This window comes from Sutterella sp., from assembly GCF_030539355.1.
Classification (GTDB): domain Bacteria; phylum Pseudomonadota; class Gammaproteobacteria; order Burkholderiales; family Burkholderiaceae_F; genus Sutterella.
Genome location: NZ_JAUNSF010000087.1, coordinates 1 through 12,306, shown reverse-complemented (window position 1 = coordinate 12,306; position 12,306 = coordinate 1). Strand labels below are relative to the sequence as shown.

The window sequence follows — 12,306 nt, the reverse complement described above, 5'->3', positions numbered from 1 at the left end:
GGGTGGGGTTGATGTCATAGACGGGCGAGAGCGTCCAGCCGGGGACGCCATCGAAGCCGCCGAGCAGGAACCCGTGGTTGCGGAAGTGGTCGTCGGCGTTGCCGATGAGGATGCTGAACGCCACGCGCCTCACGAGCTCGCGCAGGTTCTCCTCCGCTGCGGGGGAGTGCTCCGCAATGAAGTCCGCGATCTCGCCGTAGCCGTGACCGGTCGCCGCGCCGTCGCCGTCCGCGAGGCCGAGGAGCGTCATCGCCGAGGCGAAGTGGATGCGGCCGCCCGTGGCCGTGCGGTCGAAGCGGCGCATGAGAAAGACATGCCCGCCGTCGCACCGGACGGCCGAGGAGGGTGCCGTGAGAATGCCGCAGCGCGCCGCCATGCGGTGCGCCCAGAGCTCCCAGAGGCTCACGTCGAACCCGTCGTCAGTGACGGACGGGAACTTCGCCAGCAAAATTTCACCCTCCGAACCCCGCACGCAGCGCTTCGGCCTTGCGCCGCCCATGAAGGCGCCGGAGCCGTCGAGCAGTTCAAGTGCCTCTGCCGGCGGCACCTTTCCCGCCGCGTCGGCCTCCTCGAAGGCCCGCACGGCGCGCGCGATCCGCGGCACCGTCTCCACGGAGGGGAGGTCACTCACCGCCCCCGCGCCGACGGGCGCGCCGTCGGCCGTGAGCCGCAGGGCACCGAGCCTCGTGAAGTCGTCGCCGGCGAACAGGCACTCAAGGTCGCCGGGGAGCGCCGGGGATATCACGCCCGTCACGGAAGCCTTCCGCGCCCGCAGCACCCGCCGCCCCCAGCGGTCCGGGATCTGGTCGCGCAGGCACCCGAAGAGTCCGCCGGAGGCGAACTGCCTGCCCGGCACCGGCTGCAGATCCGCGGAGAGACGGAGACGGGGGAAACGTCCGAGCCACGCGTCGTCAAACTCAAAGGCGGGCGAATCCGTGCCGCGCACGGTTTCAATCGTGAGCCGGCCCACGGGCATGGACGAGGAAAGGAGAGGGAGGTCGGCCGTGACCTCAGTGACAGCGGGGAGCATCGTGCGATATCCGTGACTCCTTGGAAAAGCTGCGTCAATGCTACACGCACGAAGCGTCCTCCGCCCTTTCCCCGGGCGGTTTTCCTTCAAACGCCTCCGGGAAGCGAGCGCTCTGAAAAAAAGGGGGACTGTCGTGCCGTGCAGAGCAAAACGACAGTCCCCTGGAAGAAGGAGAAAACTCACATGAAGAGTCCCGGGATTGCGGGCGGCGTGACCGGCGCCGCCCGCCTCACGAGCCTGCCCGATGCTCCTGGAAGGCACGGGGAAGCCCGGAGGGCAAGGGGAGGGAGGACGTCCCGGGCGCGCCTTCCTTCCCGGGAGAGAATCAGGCCTTCGCCTTCCTCTCCTCGCGGAGCATGTTGAGGGCGGAGCCGTAGCGGAACCACGGGATCTGGTTCTCGTTGTAGGAGTGCCTCGCCTCGATGCGCTCCTCGGTGCCGTTCTCATGGCGGATGACGACCGTGAGGGGCTTGCCGGGCGCGAAGTCCTTCATGCCGATCACCGACAGCGTGTCCTTCTCCTGGATGCGGTCATAGTCGGCGGGGTTCGCGAACGTGAGCGCGAGGATGCCCTGCTTCTTGAGGTTCGACTCGTGGATGCGCGCGAAGCTCTTCACGAGGATCACCTGGACGTTGAGGTAGCGCGGCTGCATGGCGGCCTGCTCGCGCGAGGACCCCTCGCCGTAGTTCTCGTCGCCGACGACGATCGAGAAGCGGTTCTGAGCCTTGTAGCTCTTCGCCACCGAGCTCACCTTGTCGTAGGCCTTCGTGTTCTGGTTCCAGACGTGGTCGAGCTCGCCCGGCACGAACGCGTTCTGCGCGACCGACAGGGTGTTGTCGGAGATGCGGCGGATGTTGCCGACGAAGTTGATCCACTTGCCCGACGGCGTGATGTGGTCGGTCGTGCACTTGCCCTTCACCTTCATGAGGAGCGGGAGCCCGGTGAGGTCCTTGCCGTCCCAGGCGGGGAAGGGATCGAGCAGCTGCAGGCGCTCGTAGGTCGGATCGACCTTGATCTCCTTGGTCTTGAAGGTCGCGATGTGGCAGCCGGTCTCGGCGCGGGCGTAGCCCTGCTCGGGGAGCTCGATACCCTTCGCGGTGCGCAGCATCACGGACTTCCCGTCCTTCGTCACGACCGGGTCGGTGAGCGGGTTGAAGGAGAGCCTGCCCGAGAGCGCGTAGGCGACGGCCATGTCGGGCGAGACGAGGAAGGACTCGGTCTTCGGGTTCAGGTCGTTGCGCTTCCTGAAGTTGCGGTTGAAGGCCGCGACGATCGTGTTCTTGCGGTCCGGGTTGTTCGGACGCTTCCACATGCCGACGCACGCGCCGCAGGCGTTGGCGAGCACCGTCACGCCGAGCTTCTCGAAGATCGCGGTGAGGCCGTCACGGTCCATCGTCGCCTTGACGAGGTTCGAGCCGGGCGAGAGGTAGACGGGGCACTTGAGGTCGATGCCGGCCTCGAGGGCCTGCTTCGCGAGGTCCGCCGAGCGCGTGATGTCCTCGTAGGAGGAGTTCGTGCACGAGCCGATCAGCACCGCCTCGACGGGGTCGGAGAGGTCGCGCTCGACGACGTTCTTCTTCATCGACGAGAGATCCATCGCGGCGTCGGGCGTGAAGGGACCGGAGACCTGGGGCTCGAGCTTCGCGAGGTCGATCGTGATCACCTTGTCGTAGTACTTCTCCGGGTTGTCGTACACGGCCTGGTCGGCGCGCAGGTCGCCGGCGACCTTGTTGGCCATCTCGACGATCTCGGCGCGGCCGGTCTTGCGGAGGTAGTCAACGATGTGGCTGTCGTACGGGAAGACCGAGCTCGTGGCGCCGAGCTCGGCGCCCATGTTGGCGATCGTGGCCTTGCCGGTGGCGGAGAGCGTGTCGACGCCCGGGCCGAAGTACTCGATCACGGCGTTCGTGCCGCCCTTGACGGTGAGCATGCCGAGGACCTTGAGGATGATGTCCTTCGGGGTGGTCCAGCCCTTCAGCTCGCCCTCGAGCTTCACGCCGATCACCTTCGGCACGGGGAGTTCCCAGGGCATGCCGGACATGCAGTCGACGGCGTCCGCGCCGCCGATGCCGATCGCCATGCCGGCGAGGCCCGAGCCGTTCGGCGTGTGCGAGTCGCAGCCGACGATGAGGCAGCCCGGGTAGGCGTAGTTCTCGAGCGTCTCCTGATGGATGATGCCGGCGCCCGGCTCCCAGAAGTCGATGCCGAGCTTGTCGCTCACGTCGCGCAGGAACTTGTAGACGACCTTGTTGGTCTCGTTCGAGATCGCGAGGTCATGCTTCGCGCCCTTGTCGGCGAGCGTGAGGTGGTCGCAGTGGATCGAGGTCGGCAGCGTCACCGACGGGAAGTCGGCGACGAGGAACTGCTGCATGGCGGACTGCGCGAGCAGGTCCTGCATGATCAGGTGGTCGGGGCGGAACGTCGCGTACTCGCCGCCGCGCTTGAAGTCATGCACCGCGGCCATGTCAAAGAGGTGCGCGTAGAGGATCTTCTCGCTCTGCGTGAGCGGGCGGCTGATCGCCTTCCTCACGGCGGCGATGCGCTTCGGATACTCCGCGTAGAAGGCGCGGATCTTCTCGATGTTGCGGATCGGATGCTGCTGATCCGGATCGGGGATGGCGGCCCAGGCGGCGGCGGGAGTGCCCGCGACCGAGGCGGCGACGGCAAGGCCGGAGCCCTTCAGGAGGCTGCGGCGGCTCAGGTTGCTCGACATTTTTTTCTCTTCTCCTTTTTTATCTAGGGGATCTTCCCGGCCGGGAAAGGGGGGTTCCTCCCGGCCGCGGATGAAGTCTCCCGCCGGTGCATGCCTAGGCATGCCGATGCGCCGTCAAGGAAATTTCACCGGGCGAAGTGTCCCGGCAGTGCAACGTCATGCCGGTGCAACAGCCGAAATCCCCTGCCGCGGAGGAGATCCGGGGAGACGGACCCGTGGCCGCAGGACGGGGCAGTGCAACAGCGCCGCGGAAGGCGCGTCTTCCGGTCAGGCCACGCCTTCTCTGCCTGAGTGCGTCGGCGACGCACCCCGGATGAATCTTCCGTCCCGCCCGCGAGGGTTTTCCCCGGGCTGTCGGGCACTCGGATTGCATGAGAAGATGCACCGCGCCGGTGCGGGCGCTTCCCTGGAGAAAGATGCGCCGGCACAGAACAGAACTGCCACCAAGGGGAAAGCATCATGAAGATTCGTCAGACGTTCATCGCGCTCGCCGTCACAGCCGCCGCGCTCACCGCCGCTCCCGTGCTGCAGGCGGCCGAGGCTCCCGTCGCCGCGCCGGCCGCGCAGACCGTGAAGGCCGGGAAGCCGACCGTCTGGATTCTCGCCACCGGCGGCACGATCGCCGGCGTCGCCGCGTCCGCCACCGAGATGACCGGCTACAAGGCCGGCAGCCTCGGCATCGACACACTGCTCGCGGCCGTCCCGCAGATCCATGACATCGCCGACTGCAGGGGCGAGCAGATCGCGAACGTCGCCTCGCCCAACATCAAGGTCGACACGTGGCTGAAGCTCGCCGGCCGCATCAACGAGCTCCTCGCGAAGCCGGAGGTGAACGGCGTCGTCATCACGCACGGCACGGACACGCTCGAGGAGACCGCCTGGTTCCTCAACCTCGTCGTCAGGAGCGACAAGCCCGTCGTGATCGTCGGCGCCATGCGCCCGGCCACGGCCATCTCCGCCGACGGCCCGGTGAATCTGCTCAATGCCGTCAAGCTCGCAAGCACCCCCGAGGCGAAGGGGCGCGGCGTGATGATCGCCATGAACGACGTGATCAACGGCGCCCGCGACGTGCAGAAGACAAACACGCTGCGTGTCGACACTTTCCAGTCACCCGAGCTCGGCTACCTCGGCTACTTCGAGGCGGGAAACCCCGTCTTCTACCGCGCGAGCACGAGAAAGCACACCTCCCAGACCGAGTTTGACGTGACGGGGCTCAAGGACCTCCCGCCCGTCGTCATCCTCTACAGCCACGTCGCCGATGACGGCACGCTCGCAAAGGCCGCCGTCGCCGCGGGCGTGAAGGGCATCGTCCACGCCGGCACGGGCAACGGCTCGGTGCCCGACGATGTCTTCAAGGTTCTGAAGGGAGCCGTCGAGCAGGGCATCACCGTCGTGCGCGGCGCCCGCGTGCCCAACGGCCCGACGATCCGCTCGGTCGCGTACTTCGAGGAGGCGGGGCTCCTGAAGGCCGGCACGCTCAACCCGCAGAAGGCCAGGATCCTGCTGCAGCTCGCGCTCACGAAGACCTCCGACCCGAAGGAAATCCAGCGAATGTTCGACGAGTACTGATCGCCTGATCAGTATCCTCCGCCTCAGAGAACGAGAAGCCCGACCGGAACCACTGATGGATCCCGGCCGGGCCTGAGAGAGAGCGGGCCCGGAGGCGGTTCGGCCCGCGCTCCGTGCCCTTGGCAGCCCCTCCCCAGGGGGCCGCCCGTTTTCCGGGCCGGGAAGGATCACACACACACCGATCCTTCCCCGCCCGGTCCGAACCGATCCCCCGATCAGTTCTTCGACTTGTCGACGATGCGGCGGTCGCGCATGAAGGGCATCATGGCGCGGAGCTTCGCACCGGTCACCTCGATGCCGTGCTCGGCGGTGAGGCGGCGCTGGCTGCGCAGCTGCGGGTAGCCGTTGGCGCACTCCGTGAGGAAGTCGTTCGCGTACTTGCCGTTCTGGATGTTCTTCAGGCACTCGCGCATGGCCTTGCGGCTCTCCTCGTTCACCACCTTCGGGCCGGTGTAGTACTGGCCGAACTCGGCGTTGTTCGAGATCGAGTAGTCCATGGTCTCAATGCCGCCCTCGTAGATGAGATCGATGATGAGTTTCATCTCATGGCAGACCTCGAAGTACGCCATTTCCGGGGCATATCCAGCTTCCGTAAGTGTCTCGTAGCCCATCTTGATCATCTCGACCAAGCCGCCGCAGAGCACGGCCTGCTCGCCGAAGAGGTCGGTCTCGGTCTCGGCGCGGAACGTCGTCTCGATGATGCCGGCGCGGCCGCCGCCGTTCGCGGAGGCGTAGGAGATGGCGGTCTGGTGCGCGGTGCCCGAGACGTCCTGGTGGACGGCGACGAGCTGCGGGATGCCCGAGCCGTGCGTGAAGGTGGAGCGGACCGTGTGGCCCGGGGCCTTCGGGGCGATCATGATCACGTCAAGGTCGGCGCGCGGCTCGACCTGGCCGAAGTGGATGTTGAAGCCGTGGGCGAAGGCCAGCGTGGCGCCCTGCTTGAGGTTCGGGGCGACCTGCTCGCGGTAGACCTTGGCGATCGTCTCGTCCGGGATCAGCATCATCACGAGATCGGCGCCGGCGGTGGCTTCCTCGACCGTCGCGACCTTGAGGCCGGCGGCCTCGGCCTTCTTCCAGGAGGCGCCATCCTTGCGGACGCCGACCGTCACGTCGACGCCGGAGTCGTGGAGGTTCAGCGCGTGGGCGTGACCCTGCGAGCCGTAGCCGATGATGGCGACCTTCTTGCTCTGGATGATCGACAGATCGGCGTCGGAATCGTAGTAGACCTTCATTTCAAGTGTTCCTTTAGGTTTTGCTCCCCCCGAGGGGTGGAAGTGAAATTTCCCGGGGGAGGCGGATGGATTGAAAAACTGTTTGTTGGGGGATGGTTTATGGGGATGTTTCGGGGTATTCGTTACGCCTGGAGCATCTTCTCGCCGCGGCCGATGCCGCAGGCGCCGGTGCGGACCGTCTCGAGAATGGCCGTCTTGTCGACCGCGCGGAGGAACGCATCGTTCTTTCGCGTGTCGCCGGTCACCTCGATCGTGAAGCTCTTGTCGGTGACGTCAACGACGCGGGCGCGGAAGATGTCGACGATCCGCATCATCTCGTCGCGGTCGCGGCCGACGGCGCGGACCTTGACGAGCATGAGCTCGCGCTCGACGTGGTCGCTCTCGACGAGATCGACGACCTTCACAACCTCGATCAGGCGGTTGAGCTGCTTCGTGATCTGCTCGATGTCGGCCGCGTCGCCGATGCTCGCGATCGTCATGCGCGAGACCGTGCGGTTCTCGGTCGGGGCCACCGTGATGCTCTCGATGTTGTAGCCGCGCGCCGCGAAGAGCGAGACCACGCGCGAGAGCGCGCCGGGGGCGTTTTCAAGGAGGATCGAGAGGATGTGACGGTCATTCATGGCTGTTGGCTCCGGCGGGCAGGGTCATTTCAGTGAGGCCGGCTCCGGGCGCGACCATCGGCAGGACGGGTTCCTCGCGGGCGATGTGGACGTCGACGAAGACGAGCTGGTCGGCGTACTTCCCGAAGGCGTCCTCAATGGCCTGCTCGAGCTCCTCGTAGTTCGTGGCGCGCAGACCCACGTGTCCGTAGCTCTCGGCGAGCTTCACGAAGTCGGGCTGCACCTCCATCACGGACTCCGAGCACTTGCCGTCGTAGAACGAGCGCTGCCACAGGGCCACCATGCCGAGGTAGCTGTTGTTGAGAAGGAAGATCTTCGGGTGGCAGCCGTACTGCTTCGCCGTGCCAAGCTCCTGGATGTTCATCTGGATCGAGCCGTCGCCCGTGAAGAGCACCGAGGTGCATCCCGGGTGCGCGAACTCGACGCCGAGCGCGGAGGGGAGACCGTAGCCCATCGTGCCGAGGCCGCCCGAGCTCATCCAGTGGCGCGGTCCCTTGAACTTCAGGTACTGCGCGGCCCAGATCTGGTGCTGACCCACGTCGGTCGAGTAGTAGGCCTCGGGACCGGCACGTTTGCCCACCATCTCGATCACGGCCTGCGGTCGGATCGGACCGTCGCGCATCGTGGAGTAGCGATGATGCTCGTGGCTGCGCCAGGCCTCGATTCTCTCGATCCACGCGAGGAACCGGGTGCGGTCCGCCGCGGCGGGCGTCTCGCGCAGGATGGCGTTCATCTCGGTGAGCACTTCGCTCACGTCGCCCACTATCGGCACGTCGGTGTGCACGTTCTTCGAGATAGAGCTCGGATCGATGTCGATCTGGATCACGGTGCGCTCGCGGCTCTGCCAGTCGTCGGGGTTGCCGATCACGCGGTCGGAGAAGCGGGCGCCGACGGTGAGAAGCACGTCGCACTCGTGCATCGCCATGTTGGCCTCGAACGAGCCGTGCATGCCGACCAAGCCGAGGCTCTTGCGATCCGTGCCGTCAAAGCCGCCGATGCCCATGAGCGAGGTCACCACGGGGAAGCCGAGGAGTTCGGCGGTTTCCTTCAGCAGGTCCGACGCGCCGGAGGCGATGACACCGCCGCCTGAATAAATCAGAGGCCGCTCAGCGGCGATGAGTGCCTCGACGGCGCGGCGGATCTGGCCCGGGTGTCCCTTCGTGGTGGGACGGTAGCTCGGGATCTCGACGGTCTCGGGGTAGAAGAAGTCGCAGCGTCCCGTCTGCACGTCCTTCGGCAGATCGATCAGCACGGGGCCGGGACGGCCGCTCTTGGCGATGTGGAAGGCCTTGCGGATGGTCTTGGCGAGATCGCGCACGTCCTTGACAAGGTAGTTGTGCTTGACGCAGGGGCGGGTGATGCCCACGGTGTCGCATTCCTGGAAGGCGTCGCTGCCGATGAGGCTCGTCGACACCTGGCCCGTGAAGACCACGAGCGGCACGCTGTCGGCGTAGGCGGTCGCAATACCGGTCACGGCATTCGTCGCGCCGGGGCCCGAGGTCACGAGCGCCACGCCGACTTCACCGGTCGAGCGGGCGTAGGCGTCCGCCGCATGGATCGCGGCCTGCTCATGGCGCACGAGCACGTGGGTGAAGTACTTCTGGTGATAGATCTCGTCGTAGATCGGGAGCACGGCGCCGCCGGGATAGCCGAACACGTGGCGGACGCCCTCGGCATGCAGGGCCTCCATCATGATCTGGGAGCCTGTCATTGATCCGGCGGGCGAGAATTCTGTGTGTTTCGAGGTCATTTTTTTGCGGGGGACGGGAAATTGATCTTGGGAGACATGCGGGCCGCGTCTTCTCTCCGCCGCCGGCTGCTCACCGGTCGGAAGAGGCGGGGGATTGCGGACCCTCTGGAAAAGGTTTCAGCTCAGGAGGCGTACCCTGACAGGGGCTGCTCCCGGCCTGCCGGGCGGATGGTCCCGGCGGCTCATCGTGTTCGTGTTCTGCTGGCTGCGGCTCATGACTGACCCTGAAAGAAGCTTTTTCTTCGAGACCGCGCGTGCGGCCGGTTCTTTCCCCTCGTTCGTTCCCCTTGACCTGTGGCGGGGAACTTGTGCGAGGAGGAGCAGGGTGGTGTGAGCCGGTGTGCGGGTGTGACCCGCTTCATGCCGTTTCCATCGGCCCTGCTTCGAGGCGGAGGCGGGAGAACGGCTGCTCTTTCGGGGGTGGCCGGGGATCAGGCTTCCCGGCCGAGTCTGCCGCTCTCCACCCTAAGGCGAAGTACTCGTACTACGCGAAGGTCTATGAGCGAAATGCGCGCGGCCGGGGTCCCGAGGGGACGGCGAGCGATCGTGTCGATGTAGGCGCGCATTTGCAGAAACTCCGAAAGGAAACTGGAAGTCTGTTGACTTGTCTGAAATTTCCGGATCAGCTCCGCGTTTTCTGCGGTTTGCGTCCGGCGTGAGGAGCATCATGCACCCGGATAGAACATATTGCAAGTGTTCACGCCCGGAGACGGGCAATATGTACGGTAGCGTTATCCCTGAGAGGTAGATTCAGCCCTCAGGGATTCTGCCTAGAAAAACCGTGAATTTCTGCAAAACAAGCGCTCCCGCAGACCATGAAACACCGCATTCCCCACGGAGTCGCAGGGGATTTCCCCAATGTTTTCATTGAGTTGCACAAAAACAAACGAACATATTGCAGAAAGTCCGTCGCCGCAATGAGCAAAAAGTCGCAGATCCCCTGAGCCGCAGGCGATCCGGAGATTTCCGTGCACCGCAACGGGGCAGATTCTGCGGACGGTTCCGCCCGGGGCGAACGCTCCCGGAACGGTCTCGCGGAGGCTGCGCGGAAGGTCAGGCAAAGGCGCCGGCCATCACGCGCATGCGCAGGAACGCGCCGAAGTCCGCGTACTGCGCCTCCGTGAGGGCGCCGGGGGCGCTCATGACAACGAGCGCGTGCCCCTCAAGACCCCGGTGATAGGGCGGGTGCACGTGGGCGAAGGCGTTCGCGGTGAAGCCGCAGCGCTCGTAGAAGGCCTTCCTGCGCCTTGAGATCTCGTCGACGGGCGGGTCGATCTCGAGGATGACGGGCTTCTGTCCGGCCGCCAGCGCCCCGAGGATCCGCGCGCCCGTGCCGCGGCCGCGCATCAGCGGCTGCACGGCGAGGTGCTCGACGTAGACGAAGCCGCCGGTCTCCCAGAGAAGCGCAATGCCGGCGAGGGCCTCTCCCTGAGGAGTCTCCTCGAACACCAGGCGGAACTGATAGGCGGGGTCGCGCAGGATCGCGGCCTGCGAGGCACCCTCGCGCTGCTCGTGGAAGGGGAAGCTCGCGCGGTAAAGGCTCATCGCCGTGTCGTAGAGCGGGTGAAGCGGGTCGCGGATCAGTTCGGTTCTCATCATGGGAGTCCCTGAGCATCGGAGAGAAATCCAATTATCCGCCCGGTTGACGTCAACGACAGGAAAAACAAAAAGAGGCACGCCCCGCCGATGACCTCATCTGCCGGCGGAGTGTGCCTCGCCTTCCTTCGGCGCTCTCTCCCCAGGGAGGAAGAGGAGAGAGAGAGAGAGAGGAAGGAAGAGGGGAAAAGTGAAATTTCTCAGGCGAGGTATTGCTTAAGGAACGCCTCGATCCTGTCGAACGGAATCACGTCCTTCCTGTCGTAGAGATCAACGTGGTTCGCGCCCGGGATGATCACGAGCTCCTTGTTGTCGCCCGTGAGACGCTTGAAGGCGTCCTCGGAGAAGTAGCGCGAGTGCGCCTTCTCGCCGTGGATGATCAGCACGGCGTTGCGGATCTCGCTCGAATAAGCGAGGAGCGGCATCGTCATGAAGGAGAGCGACGAGGTCGTGTTCCAGTTGCCGTTCGAGTTGATGCCGCGGGCGTGGAAGCCGCGCTTCGTCTTGTAGTAGTCCCAGTAGTCCTTGACGAACTGCGGCTCCTCCCCGGTGAGCTTCTCGGGGAGCCCGGGCGCGGGAGCGGCCTTGCCGGCCTTCGCGTCCGCGGTGCGCTGCGCGCAGAGTTGCTCGCGGAGGGCATAGCGGGCGTCGGCGTCCATGGCGTCGAAGTAGCCGTTGGCATTCACACGGCTCATGTCGTACATCGTCATGGTGACGGTGGCCCTGATGCGCGTGTCCATCGCCGCGGCGTTCAGGCCCATGCCGCCGAAGCCGCAGATGCCGAGGACGCCGATGCGGTTCGCGTCGACGTTCTCGAGCGTCGTGAGAAAGTCCACCGCGGCGCAGAAGTCCTCGGTGTTGATGTCGGGAGAGGCGACGTTGCGGATGCCGCCGCCCGACTCGCCCGTGAAGGAGGGGTCAAAGGCGAGGGCGACGAAGCCGCGCTCCGCGAGCTCCTGGGCGTAGAGGCCCGAGCTCTGCTCCTTGACGGCGCCGAACGGGCCCGCGCAGGCGACGGCGGCGAGCCTGCCCGTCGCGCCCTTCGGCGTGTAGAGGTCCGCGGCGAGCGTGACGCCGTAGCGGTTCATGAACGTCACCTTGCGGTGACCGACCTTTTCGCTCCTCGGGAACACTTTGTCCCAGGCGGTGCCGAGCGTGAGCACTTCCTTCTTCATGACGGTCTCCTTGGCGGCCGCGGGCGTGATGACTGCGGCGACGGCGTTGGCGGCGAGAGCGGCCCCGGTGCTGATGAGAAGATTCCTGCGCGTCTTCATGATGTATGCCTTTCTATTCGAGTTTGTCCGTTTCCATGCCCGGGAGCTATCCCGTTGAGCCATTTATACCTTGGAATTTCAGCAATATCAAATACCTATATCGAATCTATGATCATGCCCGTAAGGCATACCGGAAACAGCATGGCATCCTCCCTGCGGCCATCACTTTTAGACGACACCACATGGACGACGGGAGCCGAAATGTGACCAAATCCTTCTCTATGGATCGGCTAAGCCGCGGCCTCCTATACTCAAACTCACAGAAACCGGATTCCCCCCGGGGTCATCTTCAGGAAGGAGAAGAAACATGATCAAGCAGCTTGCATTCGCCGTCACCGTCGCCCTCGGCGCCGCCTTCACCGCCCCGGCCTTCGCCGCCCCCGACCCCGACCGTCCGCCGATGGTCCAGAAGGATTCCAAGGACGCGAAGAAGGCCGCCAAGGAGCGTGAGAAGGACATCCGCAAGGCCGAGAAAGAGCGCGCCAAGGACATGAAGGACCGCCAGAAGGAGCGGGCCAAGGA

Annotated in this window: 9 protein-coding genes; 2 read left to right on the top strand and 7 right to left on the bottom strand. The window is 65.4% G+C overall.

The annotated features are described in order from the left end of the window. Both Q4F91_RS10490 and Q4F91_RS10485 read right to left on the bottom strand, forming a co-directional pair. The coding region (locus Q4F91_RS10490) for a type II toxin-antitoxin system HipA family toxin (protein WP_303337469.1) at window positions 1-1,030 on the bottom strand (1,030 nt) is incomplete at its 3' end. 325 nt (window positions 1,031-1,355) lie between these two features. After that, window positions 1,356-3,743: an aconitate hydratase gene (locus tag Q4F91_RS10485; protein WP_303337468.1), complete on the bottom strand. Its 2,388-nt coding sequence runs from the start codon at window positions 3,741-3,743 to the stop codon at window positions 1,356-1,358. 459 nt (window positions 3,744-4,202) lie between these two features. Here Q4F91_RS10485 and Q4F91_RS10480 point away from each other — a divergent pair, with 459 nt between their 5' ends. Then, window positions 4,203-5,312, top strand: a complete 1,110-nt coding sequence (locus Q4F91_RS10480; RefSeq protein WP_303337466.1) for an asparaginase — start codon at window positions 4,203-4,205, stop codon at window positions 5,310-5,312. Between the two features lie 215 nt (window positions 5,313-5,527). Here the strand turns inward: Q4F91_RS10480 and ilvC are convergent, their stop codons facing one another. From ilvC to Q4F91_RS10455, 5 genes are all read right to left on the bottom strand, one after another. Further along, complete coding sequence (ilvC, locus tag Q4F91_RS10475) at window positions 5,528-6,544, bottom strand: ketol-acid reductoisomerase (RefSeq protein ID WP_303337464.1); 1,017 nt, start codon at window positions 6,542-6,544, stop codon at window positions 5,528-5,530. Between the two features lie 122 nt (window positions 6,545-6,666). Beyond that, window positions 6,667-7,164, bottom strand: coding sequence for an acetolactate synthase small subunit (gene ilvN, locus Q4F91_RS10470; protein ID WP_303337462.1), 498 nt, complete (start codon window positions 7,162-7,164; stop codon window positions 6,667-6,669). Further along, window positions 7,157-8,875, bottom strand: coding sequence for a biosynthetic-type acetolactate synthase large subunit (ilvB, locus tag Q4F91_RS10465; protein ID WP_303337460.1), 1,719 nt, complete (start codon window positions 8,873-8,875; stop codon window positions 7,157-7,159). The genes ilvN and ilvB overlap by 8 nt, the downstream gene beginning before the upstream one ends. 1,092 nt (window positions 8,876-9,967) lie before the next feature. After that, window positions 9,968-10,513, bottom strand: coding sequence for a GNAT family N-acetyltransferase (locus Q4F91_RS10460; protein ID WP_303337459.1), 546 nt, complete (start codon window positions 10,511-10,513; stop codon window positions 9,968-9,970). A gap of 197 nt (window positions 10,514-10,710) precedes the next feature. Then, window positions 10,711-11,784, bottom strand: a complete 1,074-nt coding sequence (locus Q4F91_RS10455) for an alpha/beta hydrolase (protein WP_303337457.1) — start codon at window positions 11,782-11,784, stop codon at window positions 10,711-10,713. A gap of 307 nt (window positions 11,785-12,091) precedes the next feature. Here Q4F91_RS10455 and Q4F91_RS10450 point away from each other — a divergent pair. Next, window positions 12,092-12,306, top strand: a 215-nt coding sequence (locus tag Q4F91_RS10450; RefSeq protein ID WP_303337455.1) for a hypothetical protein, incomplete at its 3' end; no start/stop codon positions are given.

Coding starts and splice junctions, on each gene's coding strand:
- Q4F91_RS10485 (WP_303337468.1), bottom strand. CDS start 3,743: ATGTCGAGCAACCTGAGCCGCCGCAGCCTCCTGAAGGGCTCCGGCCTT.
- Q4F91_RS10480 (WP_303337466.1), top strand. CDS start 4,203: ATGAAGATTCGTCAGACGTTCATCGCGCTCGCCGTCACAGCCGCCGCG.
- ilvC (WP_303337464.1), bottom strand. CDS start 6,544: ATGAAGGTCTACTACGATTCCGACGCCGATCTGTCGATCATCCAGAGC.
- ilvN (WP_303337462.1), bottom strand. CDS start 7,164: ATGAATGACCGTCACATCCTCTCGATCCTCCTTGAAAACGCCCCCGGC.
- ilvB (WP_303337460.1), bottom strand. CDS start 8,875: ATGACAGGCTCCCAGATCATGATGGAGGCCCTGCATGCCGAGGGCGTC.
- Q4F91_RS10460 (WP_303337459.1), bottom strand. CDS start 10,513: ATGATGAGAACCGAACTGATCCGCGACCCGCTTCACCCGCTCTACGAC.
- Q4F91_RS10455 (WP_303337457.1), bottom strand. CDS start 11,784: ATGAAGACGCGCAGGAATCTTCTCATCAGCACCGGGGCCGCTCTCGCC.